Here is a 25,335-nt window from a genome sequence, read left to right as displayed (position 1 = left end):
TGTCAATTGCTTCTGAAACTTCCTGTATCCGATTTTTTTTGCTGGCGGATGACATCATCGCAAAATCGGTTGGAACAAAACTGTAACCATCGGTCCAGCCAAGCGCCAGCATGGTAAAGCCTTTGATGAAGCGATGGTCGGCGTGGTCATAGAGATTTGCCAGCAATTCGACATGCTTGCTCCGGTTCCGGCTGACAACCGAGTCATCAAGAATAAAAACCTTAACGCGATCCGGACGAGTCAACCGACTGAATGACGAAATGACTTTAGCAGACAGCGATGACAAAAACCGCCGCCAGTTGTAAGTTGAGGTATTCAAAAAACGATAGTATGTATTTTTGGATGCCGCTGTTTCCTGATATTTTGAATCCAGGTAACGATATAGATTTTTTCCCTGAAACGCGAGGAGTAAAAGCAATTCGAAAACTCGGGTAACTTTTATGCCCTGTGCTTTGCGGATGCCGGAATCTCTGAGTAATCCTGTCAGTTTCAATGCTTTAAAAGCTTTTAAAAATGCAATATTTGTCTGTTCAGATGGGTTGTTTTGGTTTATCATAGTGGTATGCACCTTTCCTGTCTGATTTTTGTTACTTTGCATTTTCATTATATCAGACATTGGGTGCATTTTTCTGTCAACTTCTGTTTTTCAGAAGCTGCAGATGGTGTTGTTGTAAAGTCTCAGCTGAATTTTCAAGCTGGGAAAGTTGAGCTATTAATATTTATTTGCCATTTTAGGATCTTTAATTGCTTATCCTATTATATAATCAAAGAAAAGCTTTTACCCAATAGCATTTCTCTATTGGGCAAAAGCTCCTCGACTATATTATTTTCTATTATATTCTTTAATCTCTTTTAGATCCCTTTTGTAATGTTCTAATTACTACTTAGCATTCATTTTTACTCCACAATCACCGCCACCCCATCAGGGATCGCCGTAATTCGCGCCTGGTCATTATTAAGATACTCCCGGGCTAATGACACTGCGTCTGTCAGATTCTCTGCTGGCGTCATTTGGAACTCGCGAATCATTGCATCCGGGGCTTCGGATATATAGATGACCCTGGCCTTCAAAAGAATCCGCGCCAGAATCTGGGCTTCCCACTGATCGGGAATCGTCTCGTTTTTCGGCGTTTTTTCAAATCGCTTGGACATGTTTTTCAGATTTTTCTCCTCTTTAAAGGTATTGAAGAAGGATTCACCGCCGTGGCCGTCATTTGACTTTGCCACCATGATGATGACACCGCCGGGTTTGACCGCTGCTTCCGCCGCCGTCATGCCTTTTACGGCCTGATAGATATTCTGATCGAGGGGATAGCCGCCGTTGGAAGTGATGACAATATCGCTGGGTTGCGCCTTGACTCGGCAGAGACTTTTCAAAAACTCACAGCCCTTAGCATGGGCATTGGCGCAATCCCCGGCCACCGCATGAATCACTTCCTTCTCGGAATTGATGACCACATTCACCACAAAAGCCAGTTTTCCCGCTTTTGCTGCGTAGAGCATATCGATATGGAGCGGGTTTCCCGCAATCGATCCCGTTCTTGCTTTGGGATGGGCAATGAATTCGCCGCAGTGGTTGGCCAGCACCGTGACCCGGCTGGCGATGCCCGGCAGCACGCTTTTTCTTCCGCCGGAAAACCCGGCAAAAAAATGCGGCTCGATGAATCCTTCCGAAACCAGCAGATCGGCCTCCTGGGCCAGGCGATTGATAATCAGATCGCCCCCTGAAGGCAGCGTTCCGATTTTCACAAGACTTTCCTCGGCGCCTGAATCATGAACCACAATTTTTTCCTGATCGACAATTGCTTCACCAAATTTTGAAACCATTTCTGCTCTGGTGGTCAAGCGATGAAAGCCGGTGGCAATCAGAATCGTGATGTCCGCATCGGGATTTCCTTCGCGGATTTCCTTTAGCATCAATGGCATGATGATCTTGCTGGGTACCGGTCTCGTATGATCGCTGGCAATGATCACGACTTTGTTCTTGCCCTGGGCAAGATCTTTCAGTCTTTGGGAATCAATCGGATTGATCAGGGCTTCTTTTACCAGCTCTGTCTGTGATTTTCCGGGATCGTATGCTTCAATTTGGGATACCAGAATTCCGTTGAGAATGGATTCGTCCAAATCCACGGATTGCTTTTCCTGCCCGTAAGGCAAACTTATTTTCATCATTTTTTCCTTTCATTTTAAAAGAAGGACATCAGAGAAAACAGTCTCCCTGATGTCCTTTATCTCATTTAAGCCAACTATTTTAGTTTTATCCCAGCGTCGCCAGAAGTCCTGACACCAGCGGGGCGCCAAAATAGACGACTACGCCAATCACAACGACATAGACAATGCAGACTTTAAGGGTGGCTTGCAGGATTTTCCCTTCACTGCCAATGATTCCGGTCGCTGCGGTTGCTACCGCGATGCTTTGCGGGGATATCATCTTGCCGGCGGTGGCGCCAGCGGTATTGGCTGCCGCCAGCCAATAAGGGCTGATACCGACGGCTTTGGCCGCCTCCACTTGCAGCCCGCCGAAAAGAACATTGGCTGATGTGTCGCTACCGGTGACGAAGGTTCCCAGCGCGCCGATGAACGGGGCTATCAACGGATAGTAACTGCCGGTGACCATTACCAGAACTGTTGCAATAACGCCGATCATCCCGCTGTAACCCATCACCTTGGCCAGTGCCACGATGGACATGATGGTGATGGCGGATTTAAACATCTGTTTGACGGTATTTAACAGCAGTTTGGTGATCTCACCAAATTTGACGCCCTGAATGAGGCCGCCCAGATAGGTGGCGATAATAATAAGCGTGCCCGGGGTTGCCAGCCAGAGAAATGTAAATGGCTTTCCGTGGGGGCCGGTATAGATCTGGATCGTCGTTTTAACCTGTGCCAAAGCTCCATTGATCATCGGAAACAGTGATGAACAGAGTATGATGATCACAAAGACCAGAATGAAAGGAAGCCAGGCCATGATGGCCGTTTTCCGGTCAATCTTTTGTGTATCCTTCGCGGCGGTATCCTTGTAGAAAACCTTGGCAATGAAGATGGTGACTGCCATACAGACCACCGATCCGACAATTGCCGGAAGTTCCGCTCCCAGGTATTTTGCTACAAATATCTGGGGTAAAGCAAAGGAGATTCCCGCAAAAAGCGTGATCCAGAAGACGCCCTTCAGTCCCTTGATACCTTTTCCGGTGAACATGACCAGAATAAAGGGCACCACCACAATCATGACAAACAGCTGCAGCGCAACGGTGAATGACAAATCGTTTACATTTAGTCCGGTCACCTGGGCCAACGTACTCACCGGCAACCCGATGGCACCAAAGGCCGTTGGCGTTGTATTGGCAATTAAACAGATGATTGCTGCAAAAACCGGATTAAACCCCAGCGCCGCCAAGATACTGGCGGGAATGGCAACCGCTGTTCCAAAGCCGGCGATGGCTTCCAGAAAGCCGCCAAATCCCCAGGCAAGAATTAATACCAGGATGCGTTGGTCCGTCGAAACAGTGGTCATCATTTTTTTGATTGTTTCCATGCCGCCGGTATAGGTCACGAGATTATAGGTAAATACCGCCGCCACAATGATCAGCATGATCGGCCAGATGGCCATCGCCGCCCCTTCCAGAGCAGCGGTAAGACTGTCCACTACCGGCATCTTCCATACCATCATACTTAAAATAACCGTCATTGCCAATGCAATGGGACAGGCCTTGTGCCCGGGGATCTTTAAGATCCCCAGCGAAACAATTAGCCACAGTACCGGAATCAGAGCGATAAAGAAAAGTCCAACATCATTCATACCGGCACCTACATCTGGCAGACTTTTTTGGGATTGAGCAGATTTTTGGGGTCAAACGTCTGCTTAATTCCGGCCATAAGTGCAAGATGCTCCGTGCCAAAATCATTTAACAGATATTTTCGTTTGGCATAACCGATGCCGTGTTCGCCTGAAACCAGTCCCTGAAAATCAAGGGCTTTGGCGTACATGCGGTCCATCGCTTCTGCGAGTTTCGCATTCCATTCTTCCTGGCCAAGTTTGTCCCGGCACACGTAGATGTGAAGATTCCCGTCGCCGGCATGACCAAAGCTGGGAATGCGGACATCCATTTCTTTTGCCAGCTCATGGGTGAATTCAATGAATTCGGCAATTCGATTTCGCGGTACAACCACATCACATTCATCCATTTCAGTCGTAGAAGCCTTGATGGCTTCGAGGAAAGCACCACGGGCAGACCAGACCGATTCTTTTCGTTCATCCGTGTCGACAATGTAAACATCCTTGGCGCCTTCGGCCAGACAAAGATTTGCCACGACTTCATACTCTGCCTCGACCTGCTCTTTCGTATTGCCGTCAAAGGTCAACAGGATATAGGCATTGCTGCTTGAATCCGGAAATTTTTTGCCCAGAAATTCTTCTGCAAAAAGGATGGTCTGGCGTTCCATGAATTCAATGGCGGTGGGAATCGCTTTGGATTTGATGATCTTTGGCACGATTCCGGCAGCGGCGCCGATGTTGTCAAAGGGCACCAGCAAACTGATCGTTTTTTTCGGCAGCGGCAGCAGTTTCAAGATCGCTTTTGTGATTACACAAAGCGTCCCTTCTGAACCGATTACCAGATCTTTGAGGCTGTAGCCGGAACTGTTCTTGACAATTTTTCCACCCAGCTCCATGATTTCCCCGTTGGGAAGCACCACCGTCAAACCCCGGACATAGTCCCGGGTCACGCCGTATTTCACGGCCCGCATGCCGCCGGCATTCGTGCTGATGTTTCCGGCAATCGTCGCTGATTTTTCGCCGGGATCCGGGGGATAGAAAAGATCGTTTTCTTCCACGAATTTCGACAATTCCATCAGCAGCACACCGGGTTCCACGGTTACCGTGAGATTTTCCGTATCCAGTTCCACGATATTATTCATCAGGGTTGTTTCCAGCATGATTCCGCCGAATAATGGAACACATGCGCCAACGAGGCCGGTACCTGAACCACGCACGACTACTGGAATATTATATTCGTAGGCATATTTCATGATTTTTGAAATCTCTTCGGTTGATTTTACTTTAATCAGAACTTCCGGGTAGGAATGAATGGTTGCCAGCTCATCGTGGCTGAAATCTTCGCCAATTTCGTCTCCGACAAAAATACGTTCCGGCGTAATTAAATTTTTCAAAAACGCGATATCATTCGCTTCAACTTTTTTATATTTCATCTTAGATTGCCATCCCTTCTTGAGCTTCAATCAATTCCAGCAGTTCCGGTAGTACTTCATACAGATCGCCAACGATGCCGCAGTGGGCCACATTAAAGATAGGAGCCTCCGGATCGTTATTCACTGCGATGATATATTCCGAATTCTGCATTCCAGCCGTAAACTGAACAGCGCCGGAAATGCCGAGTGCGATGATCAGTTTAGGTTTGACGGTTCTTCCGCTCAGGCCGATCTGCAGTCGCGGATCAAACCATCCTGCTTCAATGCCCGGTCGGGTGCAGGCGACTGTTGCCCCGATTTTTTCAGCAAAAGCACTGACGATTTCCAGATCTTTTTCGCTTTTCACGCCACGGCCTACTGCCACAATGGTTTCAGCCTCGGAAATATCCAGGCCTTTTTCTTTTTTGATAATTTCCAGCACTTTGATGGATGAAGCCAGCTTTGCTGGCTGAATTTCCATTTTCTCAACGGTTCCGGTCGGATTTTTTACCAGTTCCGGTGCGTTGAATACCTTATATCGAACGGTGGCAAACTGGGGCCGGTTGTTTTCTGTCACTATCTGAGCCATGATGTTGCCGCCGAAAGCCGGACGGATCTGAACCAGATCGGTGTTTTCTTTCATCTCCAAAATCGTACAGTCCGCCGTCAGACCGGTGCGGTATCGTGCGGCCACCCGTGGTGCCAGCGAACGCCCGACATTAGTCGCGCCAACCAGGATGGATGATGGCTTGATTTTTTCGATGAAGTCTTCAAACGCATTGGTATAGGGTTCAATGACGAAATCCTTCAGTTCCGGTTCATCATAGACAAACACCTTGTCCACTCCGTATTTCAAAAGCTCATCCGCCGATTCCTGAATGCCGCTGCCGATGAATAAAGCATAAACCGGATGACTAATCACCTTTGCCAGTTCTCTGGCCTTACCGATCAGTTCCAGTGTTACCGGATGAATTTTGCCTTCGATATGATCGACATAAACCGTTATTCCGCGGTATAAATTCTTGTCAATTTCGACTTTCTCATCTTCTTCAAGCACGAGAACGCCTTCCGGACCTTTTTTTATGCACATTTTGCACATTTTGCAGGCCGCGGTCACTTCCAGCTTTTCGTTTTCAAAAGTGAAGGCTCCGAAAGGACAAAGCTCTGCCAGTGCTTCAAAGATCTCACGATCTGCATTTTCATTGATTATTTTAATTCCTGCCATGATTTCTTCCTTCCTAACCTAAATATTTTTTCTCCGACAAAATCCCGAATAGGGTTTTCGCCAGTGTTTTGCCATCGCCCACAAAGCTTGTTTTTTCAACGTTGCTTTCCGGCGGAAAAATCCGTTCAACCTGAGTGGCTGATCCGCTTAATCCGTAGTTTTTTTCATCGGTATCGTACATATCTTTTAAAGTCAGTATTTTTATTTCCGGATTTTCTGATATTTCCAGTTTGCGTTTATAAGAGGGCAAGCGTGGTGTATAAATATCCTTGTCGACGGTGATCAGACAGGGGAACGGAACCCGCTGTATTTCAAGAGTTTCTTCCATATTCATCTGCAGCGTCAGACCTTCTTGATCCGCTTCCAGGATCTTGATCACGTTCGTAACATGCGGAATCCCTAAAAACTCGGCCATTTCAGGTCCGACCTGGGCGGTATCTCCATCTGTCGTCTGCTTGCCACAGACAATCAGATCAAAATCGCCAAGTTTCTTTGCGCCTTGAGCCAGGGTATAGCTCGTGGCAACCACGTCTGCGCCACCAAATTTTCGGTCAGATAGCAAACAGCCTTCATCTGCCCCCATGTAAAACGACTCAAACAATACTTCTTTCCCCTGCATTGGTCCCATCGACAAGGTGGTAATTGTTCCTCCTAATTGTTCTTTTAAACGGAATGCCGTTTCCAAAGCATATAAATCATAAGGGTTCATCTTGGACTCAACCCCGTCACGAATCAGAACACCAGTCTCTGGATCTACTTCCACATTGGATGTTCCAGGAACCTGCTTGATACAAACCAGTATTTTCATTCTTCCCTCCATAAATTACTTGATTAAATTCATTATTAAAACCGTTGCGAAATTTTTTGCTGTCCGTTCATTTTGAACAGACAGCAAAACATGTTGTATCATCTGCAAATTCCGCAATTAAATGATCAGTACTTTCAGTCATTTGTACCTTATAAACCCTCTTAAACCCATTCATTGACCGGACTAACGATTTGATAAAATTTTGCCACAGGTTAGTGGTCAGACCACTAACCTGTGGCCATTATATTCTTTTCGTAAATTCTTGTCAAGCACTAAATTAACGTTTTCAGGTTTTTTTATATTTTTATGTTTTTGAATTTTAAAAAACACTGTGCTACAATAGATCAAGACTGGCAAGCCTAAACGAGTCTTCTGCTGTTAGTGATCGCAGCAATGCTGATACTGTAAGCTGCCGTCGTCATCAAAAAAGTAAATAAAAAGAAATGATGTGATGTGTTTAAATGTTTAAAGAAATCGAACAGAAAAAAATATATTTGCAGATCCTCGAGCAGATCAAAGAAAACATTATCGATGGAAATCTGAAAAGCGGCGACCGTCTTCCTTCGGAACGGCAATGGGCCGAACAATTAGGGGTTTCAAGAGCAACGATCCGGGAAGCCATCCGCGCCCTGGAGATGATTGGCCTGGTTAAATGCCAGCAGGGAGAAGGCAACTTTATTGCCGCCGATTATGAAGACACCCTCACCCAGCCCTTGACCATTATGTTCTGGTTAAGCAAAGCGAAAATCAGTCAGATTCAGGAGCTCCGCCGCGCATTGGAAACGGAGTCTGCCAAGCTGGCCGCCAAGCATATGACGCCTGAACGATATGAGCGGATTGAAAAAATCTGTCAATCGATCGAAACCGAAACCGATGAATCCATTCGGGCTGAACTGGACAAGCAATTTCATTATGAAATTGCCATGGCTTCCGAAAATATCATGATCAAAAACGTCCTTTTATCATCCGCTTCGCTTATTGAAGCCCTGATCAAGGATATCCGTATCGCCATCCTCGACGATCCCCTCAGGGGCCCGCTCATCGATCAACAGCATCAAAACGTTCTCCTGGCGCTTAAAAACAATGATCCGCTGAAAGCCGCGATGGCCATGTCCCAACATATGGATCTGATTGATGCCTTTGTTTCTGAACTGCAGGATGAAGATTAAAAAAACGCAAAATAAAAAAGGGCTTTTTTGAAAAGCCCTTCAGGTTGACCACAGACGTTTTACCGACAAATTGTTAATTTGTTGAAACAATTGGCGATATCACGTTGCTGTTTTTCGATATTCTCAAGGTTTTTTTGTAAAAAAAGCCTTTTTTTATTTTCCCAAATTTTCAAACTGATTTAGGAACTGCATCAAGGCGGTTTCGATGATCTCGCACCCGCCAGTACTGTCCGATTCAATATTCAGCGGCATGATGGGATCATGCAGGGACATTCTGAGCAGGCACCAGCCGTTTCCGGCCATTTCGTCACAGCTTACCCGAACCCCTTCATAGTTTGGTTCCACCAGGTTCCAGCCCGGCTGGTCCGCGGCAAAGGTCTTGAAGGCTGTCAGCACCTTCTGGCCATATGCTTTGAAATCCGCGGTCTGAATTTTTAGCCGGATCTCTTTTTCCTCTGCCGGCTGCTTCAGTCCTTCCAGAAAGGAGCTGACCGGTTTTTCGGCATTGTGCAGTTCGGAAAATTTGATCAGCGCCATGGTCACAAGATAGGCTCCGTCATCGAGAAAATAGTTTTCCCTGATCGCACCGTGGCCGCTGGTCTCCATGGCCAGATGGGTTTCAACACCCGCTTCGTTTAAGCGGATCGCTTCGTTGATGACATTTTTATAGCCGCGCTTAAAGCGGTGGTGCTTTCCACCCAGACTTTCAATATAGTCCGTTAGCCCGGTGGAAGTAATGGAATCCGTCACAATGGTCGAGCCGGGATATTCAGCCAGCAGGATGCTCGCAATAAAGGCGACGAAGCCGTTACGGTTGATGGCATTGCCCTTTTCATCGATGATCGCTGCCCGATCCACATCGGTATCGAAAATAATCCCCAGATCGGCCTGATTGTCAAGAACCGCCTTCGTGATGTGCGCAATCGCCGTTTTATCCTCCGGATTCGGCACATGATTGGGAAAATTACCATCCGGTTCCAGATAAAGACTTCCGGTTGTATCTGCCCCCAGCGGTTTCAGGACCTGTTCGGCAAAAAATCCGCCTGCTCCATTGCCGGCATCGACGACAATGCGGGTTGTGGCCAATGGCTGATCCTGCTTCGTTTTTTCACGGATCAGTTTGACAATATTTCTCGAATAGGTCGGGATGAAATCACAGTCCACGGCCTGACCACCGGGCGTAAACGACGTTTCGACCGTTTCTGCCAACTCCAGGATTTCGGCAATATCTTCCTTGTCCAGTCCGCCAGCTTTGGTGAAAAACTTGAGGCCATTCCGATTATAGGGCAAATGGCTGGCGGTGACCATGACGGCCGCATCCGCATCCAACTCCGGATCGACGGTGGTCATAAACATAGCCGGTGTGGTGGCGATCCCGCACTGATAGACTTTATTGCCCTTGCTCACCAGTCCCAATGCCACCGCCTGGGCCAGGTGCGGTCCGGAGATCCGGCTGTCCCGGCCGACGGCCACACTCAGCGGTGCTTTTTTGCCCAGTTTCTTCTCCAGCCAGATGGCAAACGAAAAGGCAATTTTCATGGTCATGTCCTGGGTGAAATTAACAACTTCACCGGGTACACCATCGAGAACAACCCCCCTGACATCTGAGCCGTTTTGCAGTTTTCTGATATTTTTTATTTCCATAATTTCTATTCTCCTGGTTATAAACCTGGTTGCGCATTGGACTTTTAGCCAACTATGCTCTGGTTGAGCAAATATCTTGGAGTGTTAGGCACTGTTTTTCTTTCAAGGCCGCCGCGTATCAACAATACGCAAGGGTTTGAAAAAATTAATCCAACGACGTAATTGGGCATGTTAGCCAACTATGTTGTGCTCTGGTTGAGCGAATATCTTGGAGTGTTAGGCGCTGGTTTTCTTTCAAGGCCGCCGCGTATCAACAATACGCAAGGGTTTGAAAGAAAATCAGCAACGACACAATCGGAGATATTAGCCAACCAGAGAAGCGCACATGATCGCCTTGATCGTATGCATGCGATTCTCCGCCTCATCAAAGACAACGGAATGTTTGCTTCTGAAGACCTCATCGGTCACTTCCATTTCGTCCAGACCGAATTTCTCTTTGACATCCTGGGAAACCTTTGTTTCCAGATCATGGAAAGCCGGCAGACAATGGAGGAAAATCACGTTGTCATTTCCGGTCGCGCGGATCATGTCCATATTCACCTGATACGGCAATAACAGCTTGATCCGATTTGCCATCTGATCCTCTTCCCCCATGGAAACCCAGACATCCGTATAGATGACATCAGCATCCTTGACTCCGGCTTCAATGTCGGCCGTCAGGGTGATGGTTCCGCCGGTGGTCTGGCATAAAGCGTTCATTTCTTCCACTAACGCTTCTTCCGGGAACAGCGATTCCGGCGCCACTGCCACAAAATGCATGCCCATTTTGGCACAGCCAATCATCAGTGCATTGCCCATGTTGTTTCTGGCGTCTCCAACAAAAACAAGGCGACGGCCTTTCAGATTACCGAAGTTTTCCTGGATGGTCAGCATGTCTGCCAATACCTGGGTGGGATGGTCGATGTCTGTCAGTCCGTTCCATACCGGCACGCCTGAATAATCGGCCAGCATCTGAACGGTTTCCTGCGCGAAACCACGGAATTCGATGCCATCATAGAACCGTCCCAGCACTCTGGCGGTATCCTCGATGGATTCTTTTTTACCCATCTGGCTATTCGTCAGAAAGGTGACGTTTGCTCCTTCATCAAAGGCGGCCACTTCAAAAGCACAACGGGTTCGCGTCGATGTTTTCTCAAATAGAAGCACGATGTTTTTTCCTTTTAAAAGGGTTCCAACCTCACCTGATTTTTTCTTGGCCTTTAGTTCTGCTGCATAATCAATTAGATACTGTATTTCCTCTTGGGTAAAATCTTTAAGCGTCAACAGGTGACGTCCTTTTAAATTCATAGTGCTTCCTCCATCATCTCTTCTTTTGGGGCATTTGCAAAACGACCTTGAGCTTTGCAATCATCCAACTCTTCTTTTAACTCTATTTTAACTGATATGCCATCGGTTCCACAAGAAAAATATTCCGATTTCTCATAAAGTGACAGCCTAGAATGCTTCCCGATACAAAGGCATGGTCATACAGCGGGGGCCGCCTCGTCCACGCACCAGCTCGGATGCTTCAATTCCGATGACCTCGATGCCATTATCGCACAGCACTTCATTGGAGCGTTCATTCCGTTCATAAGCGACAATAACGCCAGGTGCAATTGCCAGTGTATTGGTGCTGTCATTCCATTGCTCACGGGCGGCGGTAACTGGATTGCCGCCGCCACTTTCGATCAGATTAATGGCCGGCAGTCCCAATACCGATTTGAGTGCCCCTTTAAGGCTATCTGTCCATTCATAATTGAGGTAATCTTTTCCGCCCGTGGTCATGACCACGGCTTCCACCTGTTCCAGAATACCCGGGTAAACAATGAATTTATCGTAATCCACCATGGTGAACACCGTGTCCAGATGCATAAAAGCACGATTATTTGGAATTTTTACTGCCAGCACTTTTTCAATGCCCAGATCGGCATTAAAGAGATTATTGGCCAATACCTCAATTCCGTGTACCGCCGTTCGTTCACTGCAACCCACCGCCACGACTTTAGGGCTTAAAATAAGCACATCCCCGCCTTCAACCGAAAAGAAGTTGCTGTCCTTGTAGAATGTTTTATTCTCACAGGCAGCAAACATCGGATGATGTTCATAGATTGCCTCCATATAGTGACTTTCCCTTTTTCTCGTCCGGGTAGCCATTGAAGAAATACACATGCCATCATGGATGGCGACGGCCGGATCCCGCATGAAATAGAGGTTTGGCAACGGATTCAAATAAAAAGCATAGGGCTCCGGCCCTTTCAGGTAGTCGGTGAGCACCCGGTGGCGATCCAGGTGATCGAGTTCCTTCTGCAGCACACCAGCAATCAGCGCCTCTCCCAGGGCATCACTGTTAAGTGACATTAGATACTCACTTAAGAATCCGTCGATATAATTTCCGGAGGATGGATTCTGATCAAGCACTTCATTGATCAGGTTTTCTCGCGCTGATGTATTTTTAAGAATGTCTTTAAGCAAATCTTCAACGTAGTATACTTCGGCGCCCCGCTTTTTCAATATCTCAGCGAACGCATCGTGTTCTTCCTGCATCCGTTTCAGCCAGGGAATATCCTCAAACAGCAATTCCTTGAGGGAATCCGGAACAATCCGTTCCAGCTCTTTTCCCGGGCGATGGATCAATACTTTCTTAAGTTTTCCTATTTCTGATTCAATATTTAGATTTTTTTTTCCCATTATTCGTCTCCATTCTCCCTGATACTTCGTCATTATACCACCGTCATAATAAAAATCCTATCAATTTAAAGCAACAAAAAAAGAAGAACATCAGTCCTTCCTCTTTTGTTTGAAACTTTTTATATTGTCGTTATGAAACCAATGCCTGTTGTTCGGTTTCACCATCATCAAGTAATACTATTTTTACACTTTGAGTTAAAAGATCCGAGTAACTAAAAGATAACTTCTGTTCTTTTCTTTTGTCCTCTTTAACTCTGACAGTAAAAATGCTGGGATACGTTTCTTCGATAATCCCTTCTTTTTGGTAGAGTTTTTTCTTGCTTTTATGTGCTTCAAGTTTGACTCGTCTGCCCAGATAATTTTCCACCTCGCGTCTAATGTCCATAATTGTTGCTTTTGGCATGAACTTCACCTCTCTTGTGGTTTTCTCTTGATCAGTATAACACATTTCCCACGAAAAGTAAAATTTTTTATTATAACAATACCTAGATTTTTTGTCAACATGTAAATAGTATTTTCATTTTCAGAATGTGTAACGTTTACATCTGCATATTATCGACAATCACAAAAAATATGATTTGCGGTTGCTTCCGGACTGTAAATCCATCCTTAAGACAATCGCAAATCAGGTGTCTCAATTTAAATTATCTCTGCTTTTTGGCTGGGATCATTTCTTTGCCGTCGCGCAATGCAGCGATGATCTGGCTGGGATTGTTTATCCAAATTTCGTCCGCAAGCTTTTTCATGACCTCCGGCGACTCAAACCCCCACGTACACAGTACCGGCAGCATTCCCGCATTGGTGCCGGTTTCGTAATCGACCAGCGAATCTCCCACATACAAGCATTCTTCCGGCTTTGCGCCCATTTTTTCGGCCAATGCCAGGGTCGCTGCCGGATTGGGTTTTCTCAGCTCATCGCTGATAAAGCCCACCACCTCGACAAAATGGTATTCGCCGAACAGAATCTGAACAAGAGATTTCGCCGCTTGATCCGGTTTGTTCGTACAAACGCCATAGGGAATATGATTCGTTTCCAGATAGTTAAGGACTTCCGTAATCCCCTGATACGGTTTTGTTTTATTTGTATAATTTTTGCCGTATTCAGCCCGAAGCATCTCTGTCAACGCATCGACAAACGCATCATCGCTGCGGTATTTTTCAGGCATTGCATCCCGGGTTAAATTTCTTAATCCTCTGCCGATCAGTCTTTTTCCGTTTTCATAGGAATAGGTCGGAAATCCATGATTTTCCATAACTGTATTGCAGGCATCGATAAGATCTTCAAGTGAATTGATCAATGTGCCATCCAGGTCAAAAACGATGGCTTTATATTTGTGCATTTTTTCCTCCATTTATCTGTTGCTGATTTTTTTATTTTATTATACATCAAAGTGTTAATTAATTTTGTATTTTTTATTCCTTTGGATTATAATAAAATTATCATTTTCCCTGGAGGTATTATAATGGGCTATAAGGAAGAAAATTATTCAAATCTGAGCAAATCTTTAATTAAGAATTTCGAAAAGCGAAATTTCAAAGGCTATTACTGTGAAACCGCTGCTGAAGCGCTGGAACTTGCTTTATCATTGATTCCCAAAGGTGCGAGCATCACCCACGGCGGTTCCGAATCGATCAAAGAAATCGGTTTGCTGGACGCCGTAAAGAACGGTGACTATGATTACCTTGATCGCGCTCTGGTCAAAACGCCACAGGAACGGCGGGAATTCCTTTCCAAAGCGGTACTGACCAATACGTTGATCATGGGAACGAATGCCATTACCATGGCCGGCGAACTCGTCAATATCGACGGCATCGGCAACCGCGTCGCATTATTATGTTTCGGTCCCGAACAGGTCATCATCATTGCCGGCATCAATAAAATTGTGGCCAACACCGAAGCTGGCATTCACCGAACGCAAAACGTTGCTGCCCCGGTTAATGCCATCCGGCTGAATCGAAAAACGCCATGTTATGATACCGGTCATTGCGGAAACTGCCATAGTGAAGACTGTCTCTGTTCCGATATCGTGATTACCCGTCACAGCGATACTCCCGGCCGAATCAAGATTATTTTAGTCGGCGAAAATTTAGGTTATTAAATGAACGCACCAACTATGCTCGATGATTTAAACCAGGCCTTTTCACAATACCCTCAAACCATCGAAAAAGAATCCCGTGTCGCCTATGCCGGCACGCGTGGTTCCTACACCGAAGAAGCCAGTCTCTCTTTTTTCAATAATACCGGCACATTTTTTTCCTGCAAAACGTTTGAGGACGTTTTTGAAGCGCTGAATCAGGGAGCCGCCGACTATGGCGTCGTTCCCATTGAAAACTCTTCTACCGGTTCCATTGCCGTCGTTTATGATCTGCTATCACGGTATCGTTATTATATCGTCGGCGAAGAGGAAATCCATGTCAGCCACTGCCTTCTGGCTCCGAAAGGCGCCACCCTTGAAACCATCGAGGAAGTTTATTCCCATCCTCAGGGGTTTTCGCAGTCCCAGGAGTTTTTAAACACCTATCCGGACTGGAAATGCATTCCCTATTACAATACCGCCATCGGCGCTGCCCATGTGGCTGAAAAAAGCGACCCCCATATGGCCGCCATCGCCAGCAAAAGAGCCGGCGAAATCTACGGTCTTGAAATTCTGGCCGAAAACATCAATTTTTCACAGACCAATGTGACCCGATTTGTGATCATCTCCCGCGAACTGAAGCTGTTTGATCATCCGACCTGTGTCAGCATCGCCTTCCACCTGCCGCATCGTCCCGGCTCACTTTTTGAGGTCATCGGTATCTTTTCCGTTTTCTCATTGAATCTGTGCAAGATCGAATCGCGGCCGCTGACCAACCATAATTGGGAGTACATGTTTTTTGTCGATTTCACCGGAAATATCTCTCAGAATACCCTGACCACCCTGCTTCCGATTATTGCGGAAAAAACGGATTATTTTCAGTTTCTGGGCTATTATCCGCAGTTTGTTGAAACCACGGATGCAGCTGACTGAATCCGAGCTCTGTTCGGGCATCGAAAAAGCCGATGGAATGTTCCATCGGCTGATATAGTTGCCAAAGCACTAACGCAGTACCGACAATTGTTATATCGTGTTGTTTGCATCAAGGCGAACAGGCGATCAGCCTGTACGAATTGCAAGCAAACAACTGATTAACAATTGGTCGGTACGGGTCATCTCGACAAACTGAGCCGATGGCGCATGCCATCGGCTTTTTTTATTTGAGCTTATTTCTTTTGTAGTAAAATCGTTGTGTCGTGTCCGTTCAAGTTGAAGGTTTCACCGACGCCGGATTGAATCGTGATCTGATCGGCCAGGGTTTCGGTCTTGATGAAGTCCGAATACGCTGCAATGGCCCGATCCATCTGCTCATCACTGGCATAGGCGATGTCGATGCGATCCATCACTTCATAGCCATTGGATTTTCGCAGCTGTTGAATCCGTGAGACGAATTCTCTGGCGCAGCCTTCCGCCAGCAGTTCCTGATTGAGGGTCGTATCCAGGATGATAAATTTGTTGTTGAACATCTGGACATTGAAGCCCTCTTTGGCGGAAATACGGATGTCGATGAAGTCTTTCTGGAGCGCGATGGTCTCGCCTTCCAGATCAATCGCAACGCTTTCTCCCGCTTCCAGTTTGGCTACTACATCGCCGGGATTCACTGTTGCCAGCGCTTTTCCCAGCAGCTTCACATTTTTCCCGAGAATCGGGCCGGCCACTTTGAAATCCGGTTTCAGCGTGTAGTTCATGAAGTCTCCCAGGTTGTCTTCAAAATCCACTTCCTTGATGTTGAGTTCCTCTTCCAGCAGGGCACATAAATCGCCGATGGTCTCACGGTATTTTCCATCCACAATGATTTTGGATAACGGCTGACGCACCTTGATTTTCGCATCTTCTCTGGCGCCTCTTCCCAGGCTGACCAGTTCTCTGACCAGATCCATCGGTTCTTCAATTTCGTCTCTGATCAGCGCTTCATTAGCTTTGGGATAATCGGCCAGGTGTACCGATTCGCCGTCGGTCAGCTTCTGATAAATTTCTTCCGTTACATATGGCGCAAATGGCGCGCAGAGACGGACAATGCCTTCCAGCACTTCCCAGGTGGTGTTGTAAACCGCTTTTTTGTCCGCAGTCAGTTCGGTTCCCCAGAAACGGCGGCGGTTGCGGCGGATATACCAGTTGGAAAGATCTTCATTGACAAAGTTCTGAATTTTTCTGACGGCTCGTGTCAGATCAAAAATATCCATTTCCTCCCGGACTTCTTTGACCAGCCGGTTGTATTTCGAGAGAATCCAGGTATCGATGACCGGGCGTTCTGCATAGGGCACAAAGAATTCCCGGGGATCGATGTTGTCGGTATTGGCATACAAGGCAAAGAAATGATAGGTGTTTCGCAAGGTATTAAAAAACTTGCTCTGCACCTCTTTCAGCCCCTTGATATCGAACCGCGTCGGGGTCCAGGACGGCGACACGTAAAGCAGATACCAGCGCAGGGCATCTGCCCCGTATTCTGCAAACATTTTAAATGGATCAACGGTGTTTCCCCTGGACTTGGACATCTTCTGTCCTTCTGCATCAAGGATCAGGTCGTTGACCAGCACGCGTTTGTAAGGTGCTTTTCCCGTGACAAATGAGGAAATCGCCAGCAGTGAGTAAAACCAGCCTCTGGTCTGGTCTATCCCTTCACAGATAAAATCGGCCGGATATTGCTCTTCCCACAGCGCTTTGTTTTCAAACGGGTAGTGATACTGCGCAAAAGGCATTGAGCCGGAATCAAACCAGCAGTCAATGACATCCTTGACCCGGGTCATGGTCTTGCCGCAATCCGGGCATGTGAAATGAACGTCATCAACATACGGGCGGTGTAGCTCAATGGTTTCATCGATGTCTTCAACGGCGCGTTCAACCAGTTCTTTTCGTGAGCCGACGGTTTCAATTTTACCGCATTCTTCACATCGCCATACATTGAGCGGGGTTCCCCAGTAACGGGTTCGCGAGATCGCCCAGTCATTGAGGTTTTCCAGCCAGTTGCCGAAACGTTTTTCGCCGACATAGTCCGGATACCATTCAACTCCGTTATTATTCTCAATCAACCGGTCCTTGATTTTCGTCATTTCGATATACCAGCTTGGCTTTGCATAATAAAGCAGCGGGGTTTTGCAGCGCCAGCAGTGCGGATAATTATGAACAACCTTTTCTTTCTTGAACAGCTTGCCTTCCGCCTTCAGCCATTTGATGATGTCCAGATCGGCATCCATGACGAATTGACCCTGCCATGGCGTATCGGTGTATTTTCCGTTTTCTGCAACCGGCTGAAGAACCGGCAACTGATACTGACGACCGACCTTGTAGTCATCCTCCCCAAAAGCCGGGGCGATATGAACGATACCGGTACCGTCTTCGGTCGTGACATAATCGGCACAGGTGACGTAGAATGCTTTTTTATCCGGTTTAACGAATTCCATGAGCTGTTCGTATTCGACGTATTCCAGGTCGCAGCCTTTTAATTCTTCCAGAATTTCGTAGCCTTCCCCAAGCAGTTTTGCCGCCAGCACCTTCGCACAGATATAAACCTCACCGTTGCTGCGAGCCTTGATGTAATCCGCTTCGGGATGAACGGCCAGGGCTACGTTTGCAGCCAGCGTCCAGGGTGTTGTGGTCCAGACCAGGAAATACTCGTCGGCATCTTTGCGTTTGAACGCCACGACCACGGTGTTGCTTTTTATTTCCTGATAGCCCTGGGCAACCTCGTGAGAGGCCAGCCCGGTTCCGCAGCGCGGACAGAAAGGCATGATTTTATGGCCTTCGTAAAGAAAGCCTTCCTTGTTGAATTTGTCGAGAATCCACCAGACCGATTCGATATAATTGTTGTCCAATGTAATATAGGGATCTTCCATGTTGATGAAATAACCCATTTTCCGGCTCATCTCTTTCCATTGGCTTTCATAATTGAAAACAGATTCCCGGCATTTTTTATTGAATTTGTCAATGCCGTAAGCCTCGATTTCCGGTTTGCTGGACAATCCCAGTTGTTTCTCAACTTCGATTTCAACCGGCAGGCCGTGGGTATCCCAGCCCGCTTTTCGGACGACCCGATAGCCGTCCATCGTTTTGTATTTACAAACGGTGTCTTTCAGGGTTCTCGCCAGGACGTGATGTATCCCCGGACGTCCGTTTGCCGTCGGCGGTCCTTCGTAAAACACATAATTTTCTTTTCCCGCCCGATTATCAATGGTTTTCTTCAGGATATTCACTTTTTCCCATTGCATCGAAATATTATCTTCTCGTTCGCCAACATTTCCTTCTGTTAATGTTTTAAACTCTGCCAAATCTCTACCTCCACAAACTATATCTATATAAAAACAAAAACGTCCCTTGAAAAATCAAGGGACGAAAAATCGCGGTACCACCCAAGTTGACAAAATCTGCCCACTCTTATGAATTTAACGATTCCCCGGGACTTCCTACTGCTTCCAATTCAGAAATCCTGTTCAAAGGTGATCTCTTCAAGGTCTCTTTTATAATCTTTCACCAAATTGATTATCTCTCTGTTAAAGCTTTCCTCAAAGCGTCCTTATCCTTACATTTGTATTTATTTTTTCGCGCTGCTAATCTAAACGTCTGTTTCATATTCTATACAAAATTCATCACAAAATCAAGTTTTTTGAAATCTTTATTCAATTTTTTAAGAATTTCGGGTATAATGATTGAACTATACCATCATAAAAAAGGAGTTAAAAATGAAATTACGTTATATTCTGATATCGGTCCTGATCATTGCCGTCCTCATTGTCGGAGCGATCTTTATTTTCCCTAAGCTTACCGGCAACACCACCAGCAATAATACATCCGGCACCAGCACCACCAATACAACCAATTCAACCGGTACCACCCCGACGCAAAATTCGGCCCAAACATCCACCAACCAGCCTTCTGCCACAGCTACCACGACGGTCACGGTTCCTCAGGAAATGAAGACCGTTATTGAAGAAAATAAAACGGAAGTATTTGTCGACACCTCCAATCAGCTGGCAACGGATTATCCTTCCCAGATGATCCCGCTTTATGGGGTTCTGACGGTTGGCGATTCCTACCAGATCACCAATGGCGCCGGCGATCCCGGTTGGACGACTTCCTATGTTTCCAATCTTTCTACCAATGAAATTATTGCTTTTTACCGTCCGCTGCTGGAAAAACAGTCCGATTTTTCCGAAGAAACAGCCGCTCAATCGACTTACCTTGATGCAACCGCCAGTGGCTATACCATCAGCATCACCGTATCTCCCAACAACCAGCAAAAAACAGACCTGGAAGGCAACAGCGCCGTGACCATCTTTATCGAGCAGAATTAAAGACCCCCTCATTGAATCGTTTTTTTGTTTCAAGGTCTTGCATTTATCTCAAGATATGAGATAATTTATATCCAAGTAAAACTATAGAAATTGAGGGCATTTTATGAACAGTCAAACAAAAATAATTACTTATTCCGCTTTGATGATGGCACTGGTCTTCGTCATGACGTTTATCGTGAGAATTCCGCTGCCCACCGGTTATATCCATCTGGGTGATGCCGCAGTCCTTCTGGCCGCTTACATTTTGGGCCCATGGGCCGGGCTTCTGGCCGCCGGTCTCGGCTCAGCCGGTGCTGATTATTTCGGCGGTTATGCCGCTTACATGGTTCCGACATTCATCGCCAAAGGTTCGATGGCATTTATCTTTGGTTACTTCATTAAACGCTATCCCGCCAAGAATATCCTGTTCTTCGCCTTTCCGGCGATTATTGACATGGCTCTGATCTACTTTGTTGCGGAAGTCATTATGTATGGCAGCCTCGTCTCACCGCTCGTCAATGTACCGTTTAGTATATTACAGGGTACTGTCGGTATCGTCATCATGGTTATTCTCTACAAACCGCTCGAACGCTTTAAGCTGACTGAAATAAAGTCAGAATAGAAAAAGCTGTTGCACGACTCGAATCCGAGTTTGCAACAGCTTTTTTATACTCATAATTTTGTGTCCCCTGGCGAAGAACCCTGCCTGGGCACTGCATAATACCTGGTTCTTTAGATATAGCGTTTCATGGTATCCAGATACTCTTCGGCATTATCCCGGATGGACTGCACTTCTGCTTCGCTCAGGTCGCGGATTCTTTTTGCCGGACTCCCGAAAATCAGGGAATTCGGTGGAAAAACCTTGCCCTGTGTCACCAGCGCTCCGGCGCCGACAATTGAGTTGGCCCCGATTTTTGCTCCGTTGAGAATAATTGCACCCATGCCGACGAGTACATTGTCGCCGATTTCGCATCCGTGAATGATGGCATTGTGACCAATGCTGACGCCATCGCCGATGACGGTGGGATGCCCCGGTGCCACGTGAACCACTGTTCCATCCTGAATATTTGTGCGATCCCCGATCGTAATGCTATCGACATCGCCACGGATCACCGTCTGAAACCAGATACTGATATAATTTCCCAGCTTCACTTTTCCAACAATATCCGCACTTTTAGCAATAAACGCAGTTTTTCCCAGCATCATCTTCCTCATCACCCTCACTTCATAATATGCCCTCATCATACTATTTTTTAGGTGTTTTGTAAATATTTTTCCCGTCTTCAATCACGACTTATGGTAAAATGGACAATAAAAACACAAAGGACAAATCCATGAATATAGCAAGCATTGAAAACCTGAAAAAATCCTACGGTGTAAAAGCACTTTTTAATAATGTTTCCTTTAACATCTCCGATACCGATAAAATCGGCGTCATCGGTGTCAACGGTTCAGGGAAAACTTCTTTGTTGAAGATCATCGGCAGCCTGGATACGCCCGATGCGGGGGAAGTGAAATTCTTCGGATCCAAACGGGTGGAAATCCTTCCCCAGGACCCGGACCTGGATCCTGAAATGACGGTTCTCGATCAGGTGTTTTGCGCCAATTCCCCGGAGATGAATCTGGTCCGGGATTATGAAGCCACCCTGATGGCACTGGAACAGTCCCCGGAAGATGCATCACTGCAACAGCGATCGCTTTCATTGTCACAAATGATCGATGACAAAAATCTCTGGAATCTCAAATCCCAGGTTGAAACCATCTTATCCCAGCTGGGCATCCCGGACTACGGCAAACGCATCGGTCATCTTTCCGGCGGTCAGCGAAAACGGGTGGCGCTGGCGGCCGCTCTGCTCACTCCCTGCGACCTGCTGATCCTTGACGAACCGACCAATCACCTCGACAATGACACCATTGCCTGGCTGGAAAACTACCTCCAAAACCGCCGGGGCGCATTGCTCATGGTCACTCATGACCGATATTTCCTGGATCGGGTCGTCAATCGAACCATCGAACTGGACAAGGGAAATCTTTATGAATACACCGGCAATTACTCAGCTTTTCTGGAACAGAAATCAAACCGGAAAGAAGCGCAGACCGCCATCGAGGAAAAACGTCAGAATCTTTTCCGCCGGGAACTTGCCTGGATCCGCCGGGGCGCCCGGGCGCGGACAACCAAACAGAAAGCGCGGATTCAGCGTTTTGAAGAGATCAAGGATCGGGCCACCGACCTGTCGGAAACCGAGCTGGAAATATCAGTCGGTTTCACCCGGCTTGGCAAAAAAGTCATCGAGATTGATCACCTTAAAAAATCCTTTGGCGCTCATACGATCATCGATGATTTTTCTGTCATTCTCGGTCAGAATGAACGCATCGGCATCATCGGTAAGAACGGCCGCGGAAAATCAACCCTTCTCAATCTGATTGCGGGAAAAATAAAGCCCGATTCCGGCACGATCGCCATCGGCGAAACCGTCAAACTGGGTTATTTTTCCCAGGAATCCGAAGACATGGATCTCAGCCTTCGCTGCATCGACTATATCCGGGAGAAGGCGGAATTCATGGAAAATTCACGCGGTGAAACCGTCACCGCTGCTCAGATGATGGAATTGTTTCTGTTCGATCGCAACAGCCAGTGGGTCTACATCTCCGAGTTGTCCGGCGGCGAACGGCGGCGGCTCTACCTGCTGGGCATTCTGATCATGGCCCCGAATGTGCTGCTCTTTGACGAGCCCACCAATGATCTGGATATTGAGACCCTGACCATTCTGGAATCCTACCTTGATGATTTTCAGGGCTCGGTCCTGATCGTCTCCCATGACCGTTATTTTCTGGACCGTACCTGCGAACAGATCTACTCCTTTGACGGCAACGGCATCATCACCACCCAGACCGGTAATTATTCCGACTATATCCAGAAGCATCCGCTTAATTTGGGCGAAAAGGAACGGCCGGTCAATAAAATTGCCAAACCGAAAGCGGACAAGCCGAAGGTCCGCAAACCCGGCCTGACCTACCGGGAAAAGAAGGAGCAGGAATCCCTGCAAGCTGCTCTGGAAACAAAGGAACAACGGCTGGATGACATCAACCTTCAGATGGCCGCAGCCACCAGCGACTACACCACGCTTCAGGAACTGTCAGAGGAGATGGCTTCCCTGGAAGACGAAATTCTGGGAATCATGGAACGCCTGGAAGAACTGGAGGCGCTGGAAAACGACAACTAATGGCCACACTTTAAAACGCAACCCTCAATTGCATGGCTGCCGGTTTTGCAATCAATTTGGTAACGTGTAGGCGAACAGTCCTAAGACTGTCCGCCGTACAGTGTACAAATTGATTTGCGCAAACCGACAGCCATGCGCACCGTCGTTTCGCTAACGCCTAAATTATGATAAAGATTGAAAGGTGACATATGAAAATAATTTCCTGGAATGTCAACGGCATCCGCGCCGTTGAGAAAAAGGGCTTCTTGCCCTTTATTGAAGCCGAACAGCCGGATATTTTATGCCTTCAGGAGACGAAAGCCCACGACCATCAGCTGGAAGAAACGCTGCTGAAAGTGCCCGGCTACACTTCCTATTTTCACTCGGGCGACCGAAAAGGCTACAGCGGCACGGCCGTTTACTATAAGAAAGAGCCGCTCGCCATCAGGACCGGCCTTTCCAACCCGCTTTTCAACAGCGAAGGCCGGACCATCATCATGGAATATCCTGATTTCATTCTCTACAATGTCTATTTCCCCAATGGCCAGAAAGATGAAGAACGGCTGCAGTTTAAAATGGCTTTCAACCATTGCCTCCAGCAGGACGTGAAGGCCCTGCTGGAGGCCGGAAAAAACGTGATCGTCGGCGGCGACATCAATACCGCTCACCGCGAAATCGATCTGAAGAACCCCAAAGAGAACGCCAAGCGCTCCGGCTTTCTGCCCATCGAGCGGGCCTGGATTGACGAATTTCTTGCCCTCGGCATGGTCGACAGCTGGCGTGCGCAGCACCCGGACGAAATCAAGTACAGCTGGTGGTCCTATCGCTTCAGCGCCCGAAAAAACAACGCCGGCTGGCGGATTGATTCCTTCTACGTCTCCGAAGATTTCATGGAACAGGTTGAATCCACCGACATTTTAAATGATGTGATGGGCTCCGACCACTGCCCCATCGTTCTGACCCTGAAATAAAAAACACCCCGCGGGGTAAATAGGTTGTCGATAAATACCGTACCGACCAATTGTTAATCAGTTGTCTGCGCGCAATTCGTACAGTTGTGTAATCAGTTTTGATTAAATCTCAACTTTAGATTCGCAACTGTTCGCCTTGAGGCAGACAACACGATGTAACAATTGTCGGTACTGCGTTAGTACTTTATCAACAATCTCCCGCGGGGTGGTTTATTTCGAGTATTTTTTGATCACGTGATTGTGAAATGCATTTTCAGCGATGGATTTATAGCGCTGGGTATTATAAATGTAATAGAATTTTCTCGATATTCGCTTGTCATCGAGCACTGTTAAACTGCCGTCATCGATGTACTTTCTGATCGCGCCTTCAAAATAATAGCCGATACCGGCGCCTGAGCGGATCAGTCTTTCGACCAGTTCGTTGCTGTCGCACTCGATAAACGCCCGGATCCGATCCATTTTTGATAAATCAAGGTGCTTCTTGACCTCCTGCAGTGTCGCTGATCCCTTTGTTCGCAATACAAAAATCTGATCTTTTATTTTTTCCGGACTTTCCTTCAGCCAGCCGTATTTCTCTGCAACCCCAACCAGCACCATATCCGAAGTGTCGATTTCCAGGATCTCAATATTGGGGTAGTTTTTTTTGCTTCCCACAAAACCAGCGGTGTAGATGCCGTTCTTGACATGATAGTAAACATCCTGACTATGGGAAGTCCTGATGCTGTAAGTCATCTTCTCGTTGATGCCGGACATTTCAGTAATCAATGCCGGCACGATGTACTGGGACGGGTAATTGCTGGCCATCAGTTCGATATGCCCAGATGAATCATCCAGTTCGCTTTTGAACGCATTCAGCAGTTCGCAGTTCTCCGTTAAAATGCTGACGGCATAACCATAGAGTTTTTTTCCTTCGCGGGTGGGAATAACCTGGTTGTCCTGTCTTTGTGTCAGCACCACCCCATAATACTCTTCCAGAGCCTTGATCTGCTTGGTGACGGCAGGCTGGGTCAGATGCAGCTCTTGTGCCGCTCTGGAGATGCTTTTAAATTTCATTACTTTTACAAACGTATTTAAGTTTGAGAGTCGCACTGAATCACCTCCGGGAAGATTTGCCGCAAC

21 protein-coding genes and 1 other annotated feature are annotated in these 25,335 nt (G+C 47.0%); of the genes, 7 read left to right on the top strand and 14 right to left on the bottom strand.

The annotated features are described in order from the left end of the window. From GH808_RS09620 to lctB, 6 genes are all read right to left on the bottom strand, one after another. Positions 1-556, bottom strand: a 556-nt coding sequence (locus GH808_RS09620; RefSeq protein ID WP_186842570.1) for a transposase, incomplete at its 3' end; no start/stop codon positions are given. Positions 557-897: 341 nt separating this feature from the next. After that, positions 898-2,172, bottom strand: a complete 1,275-nt coding sequence (gene larA, locus GH808_RS09615; RefSeq protein WP_186842569.1) for a nickel-dependent lactate racemase — start codon at positions 2,170-2,172, stop codon at positions 898-900. An 85-nt stretch (positions 2,173-2,257) separates the two neighbouring features. Next, positions 2,258-3,799 carry an L-lactate permease gene (locus GH808_RS09610; protein ID WP_186842568.1) on the bottom strand — a complete coding sequence of 514 codons (1,542 nt, stop codon included), beginning with the start codon at positions 3,797-3,799 and terminating at the stop codon, positions 2,258-2,260. An 8-nt stretch (positions 3,800-3,807) separates the two neighbouring features. After that, the gene (gene lctD, locus GH808_RS09605) at positions 3,808-5,208 is read right to left on the bottom strand and encodes a lactate dehydrogenase subunit LctD (protein WP_186842567.1); all 1,401 of its coding nucleotides are present in this window, start codon (positions 5,206-5,208) and stop codon (positions 3,808-3,810) included. Between the two features lies 1 nt (position 5,209). Next, complete coding sequence (lctC, locus tag GH808_RS09600) at positions 5,210-6,412, bottom strand: lactate dehydrogenase subunit LctC (protein WP_186842566.1); 1,203 nt, start codon at positions 6,410-6,412, stop codon at positions 5,210-5,212. 13 nt (positions 6,413-6,425) lie between these two features. Continuing rightward, positions 6,426-7,220 (bottom strand): lactate dehydrogenase subunit LctB, encoded by a 795-nt coding sequence (gene lctB, locus GH808_RS09595; protein ID WP_186842565.1) that lies wholly within the window; start codon positions 7,218-7,220, stop codon positions 6,426-6,428. A 461-nt stretch (positions 7,221-7,681) separates the two neighbouring features. Here lctB and GH808_RS09590 point away from each other — a divergent pair, with 461 nt between their 5' ends. Beyond that, a complete protein-coding gene (locus GH808_RS09590) occupies positions 7,682-8,389 on the top strand; it encodes a FadR/GntR family transcriptional regulator (protein WP_186842564.1) in 708 nt (235 codons plus the stop codon). A 153-nt stretch (positions 8,390-8,542) separates the two neighbouring features. Here the strand turns inward: GH808_RS09590 and GH808_RS09585 are convergent, their stop codons facing one another. From GH808_RS09585 to GH808_RS09565, 5 genes are all read right to left on the bottom strand, one after another. Further along, the gene (locus tag GH808_RS09585) at positions 8,543-10,033 is read right to left on the bottom strand and encodes a phosphohexomutase domain-containing protein (RefSeq protein ID WP_186842563.1); all 1,491 of its coding nucleotides are present in this window, start codon (positions 10,031-10,033) and stop codon (positions 8,543-8,545) included. A 303-nt stretch (positions 10,034-10,336) separates the two neighbouring features. Then, on the bottom strand, positions 10,337-11,320 hold the full coding sequence (gene argF, locus GH808_RS09580; protein WP_186842562.1) for an ornithine carbamoyltransferase: 984 nt from the start codon (positions 11,318-11,320) through the stop codon (positions 10,337-10,339). 147 nt (positions 11,321-11,467) lie between these two features. Continuing rightward, entirely contained in the window at positions 11,468-12,700 is a 1,233-nt protein-coding gene (locus GH808_RS09575) for an arginine deiminase (RefSeq protein ID WP_186842561.1), read from the bottom strand. Positions 12,701-12,830: 130 nt separating this feature from the next. After that, on the bottom strand, positions 12,831-13,103 hold the full coding sequence (locus GH808_RS09570; RefSeq protein ID WP_186842560.1) for a Veg family protein: 273 nt from the start codon (positions 13,101-13,103) through the stop codon (positions 12,831-12,833). A 241-nt stretch (positions 13,104-13,344) separates the two neighbouring features. Continuing rightward, a complete protein-coding gene (locus GH808_RS09565; RefSeq protein WP_186842559.1) occupies positions 13,345-14,040 on the bottom strand; it encodes an HAD family hydrolase in 696 nt (231 codons plus the stop codon). A 123-nt stretch (positions 14,041-14,163) separates the two neighbouring features. On the opposite strand from GH808_RS09565, the gene GH808_RS09560 reads away from it, so the two are divergent. Continuing rightward, positions 14,164-14,799: a lactate utilization protein gene (locus GH808_RS09560; protein ID WP_186842558.1), complete on the top strand. Its 636-nt coding sequence runs from the start codon at positions 14,164-14,166 to the stop codon at positions 14,797-14,799. After that, the gene (gene pheA, locus GH808_RS09555; RefSeq protein ID WP_186842557.1) at positions 14,800-15,708 is read left to right on the top strand and encodes a prephenate dehydratase; all 909 of its coding nucleotides are present in this window, start codon (positions 14,800-14,802) and stop codon (positions 15,706-15,708) included. Between the two features lie 233 nt (positions 15,709-15,941). On the opposite strand, the gene ileS is transcribed toward pheA, so the two are convergent. Next, a complete protein-coding gene (gene ileS, locus GH808_RS09550) occupies positions 15,942-19,040 on the bottom strand; it encodes an isoleucine--tRNA ligase (protein WP_186842556.1) in 3,099 nt (1,032 codons plus the stop codon). A 54-nt stretch (positions 19,041-19,094) separates the two neighbouring features. Next, positions 19,095-19,301, bottom strand: a binding site (T-box leader). Between the two features lie 150 nt (positions 19,302-19,451). Between ileS and GH808_RS09545 the strand changes: the two genes are divergently transcribed. Beyond that, positions 19,452-20,063 (top strand): hypothetical protein, encoded by a 612-nt coding sequence (locus GH808_RS09545; protein WP_186842555.1) that lies wholly within the window; start codon positions 19,452-19,454, stop codon positions 20,061-20,063. A gap of 103 nt (positions 20,064-20,166) precedes the next feature. After that, complete coding sequence (locus GH808_RS09540; protein ID WP_186842554.1) at positions 20,167-20,664, top strand: ECF transporter S component; 498 nt, start codon at positions 20,167-20,169, stop codon at positions 20,662-20,664. Between the two features lie 110 nt (positions 20,665-20,774). Here the strand turns inward: GH808_RS09540 and GH808_RS09535 are convergent, their stop codons facing one another. Further along, positions 20,775-21,248, bottom strand: a complete 474-nt coding sequence (locus GH808_RS09535; protein ID WP_207722298.1) for a gamma carbonic anhydrase family protein — start codon at positions 21,246-21,248, stop codon at positions 20,775-20,777. 128 nt (positions 21,249-21,376) lie between these two features. On the opposite strand from GH808_RS09535, the gene GH808_RS09530 reads away from it, so the two are divergent. Beyond that, a complete protein-coding gene (locus GH808_RS09530; protein WP_186842552.1) occupies positions 21,377-23,266 on the top strand; it encodes an ABC-F family ATP-binding cassette domain-containing protein in 1,890 nt (629 codons plus the stop codon). 188 nt (positions 23,267-23,454) lie between these two features. Beyond that, the gene (locus tag GH808_RS09525; RefSeq protein ID WP_186842551.1) at positions 23,455-24,216 is read left to right on the top strand and encodes an exodeoxyribonuclease III; all 762 of its coding nucleotides are present in this window, start codon (positions 23,455-23,457) and stop codon (positions 24,214-24,216) included. Positions 24,217-24,426: 210 nt separating this feature from the next. On the opposite strand, the gene GH808_RS09520 is transcribed toward GH808_RS09525, so the two are convergent. After that, a complete protein-coding gene (locus GH808_RS09520; protein WP_186842550.1) occupies positions 24,427-25,305 on the bottom strand; it encodes a LysR family transcriptional regulator in 879 nt (292 codons plus the stop codon). Positions 25,306-25,335 lie beyond the last annotated feature (30 nt).

The sequence above is a fragment of the Acetobacterium fimetarium genome, assembly GCF_014284475.1.
Classification (GTDB): Bacteria; Bacillota; Clostridia; order Eubacteriales; family Eubacteriaceae; genus Acetobacterium; species Acetobacterium fimetarium.
Note: the sequence above shows the minus strand (reverse complement) of the source record. Positions and strands in the feature narration are given on the sequence as shown.

Excerpts from the sequence above, each read along its gene's own strand:
- lctB (WP_186842565.1), bottom strand. The coding sequence starts at position 7,220 with ATGAAAATACTGGTTTGTATCAAGCAGGTTCCTGGAACATCCAATGTG.
- GH808_RS09575 (WP_186842561.1), bottom strand. The coding sequence starts at position 12,700 with ATGGGAAAAAAAAATCTAAATATTGAATCAGAAATAGGAAAACTTAAG.
- GH808_RS09545 (WP_186842555.1), top strand. The coding sequence starts at position 19,452 with ATGAAATTACGTTATATTCTGATATCGGTCCTGATCATTGCCGTCCTC.
- GH808_RS09610 (WP_186842568.1), bottom strand. The coding sequence starts at position 3,799 with ATGAATGATGTTGGACTTTTCTTTATCGCTCTGATTCCGGTACTGTGG.
- GH808_RS09530 (WP_186842552.1), top strand. The coding sequence starts at position 21,377 with ATGAATATAGCAAGCATTGAAAACCTGAAAAAATCCTACGGTGTAAAA.
- GH808_RS09570 (WP_186842560.1), bottom strand. The coding sequence starts at position 13,103 with ATGCCAAAAGCAACAATTATGGACATTAGACGCGAGGTGGAAAATTAT.
- GH808_RS09585 (WP_186842563.1), bottom strand. The coding sequence starts at position 10,033 with ATGGAAATAAAAAATATCAGAAAACTGCAAAACGGCTCAGATGTCAGG.
- larA (WP_186842569.1), bottom strand. The coding sequence starts at position 2,172 with ATGATGAAAATAAGTTTGCCTTACGGGCAGGAAAAGCAATCCGTGGAT.
- GH808_RS09565 (WP_186842559.1), bottom strand. The coding sequence starts at position 14,040 with ATGCACAAATATAAAGCCATCGTTTTTGACCTGGATGGCACATTGATC.
- pheA (WP_186842557.1), top strand. The coding sequence starts at position 14,800 with ATGAACGCACCAACTATGCTCGATGATTTAAACCAGGCCTTTTCACAA.
- GH808_RS09525 (WP_186842551.1), top strand. The coding sequence starts at position 23,455 with ATGAAAATAATTTCCTGGAATGTCAACGGCATCCGCGCCGTTGAGAAA.
- lctD (WP_186842567.1), bottom strand. The coding sequence starts at position 5,208 with ATGAAATATAAAAAAGTTGAAGCGAATGATATCGCGTTTTTGAAAAAT.
- lctC (WP_186842566.1), bottom strand. The coding sequence starts at position 6,412 with ATGGCAGGAATTAAAATAATCAATGAAAATGCAGATCGTGAGATCTTT.
- argF (WP_186842562.1), bottom strand. The coding sequence starts at position 11,320 with ATGAATTTAAAAGGACGTCACCTGTTGACGCTTAAAGATTTTACCCAA.
- GH808_RS09535 (WP_207722298.1), bottom strand. The coding sequence starts at position 21,248 with ATGATGCTGGGAAAAACTGCGTTTATTGCTAAAAGTGCGGATATTGTT.
- GH808_RS09560 (WP_186842558.1), top strand. The coding sequence starts at position 14,164 with ATGGGCTATAAGGAAGAAAATTATTCAAATCTGAGCAAATCTTTAATT.
- GH808_RS09590 (WP_186842564.1), top strand. The coding sequence starts at position 7,682 with ATGTTTAAAGAAATCGAACAGAAAAAAATATATTTGCAGATCCTCGAG.
- GH808_RS09540 (WP_186842554.1), top strand. The coding sequence starts at position 20,167 with ATGAACAGTCAAACAAAAATAATTACTTATTCCGCTTTGATGATGGCA.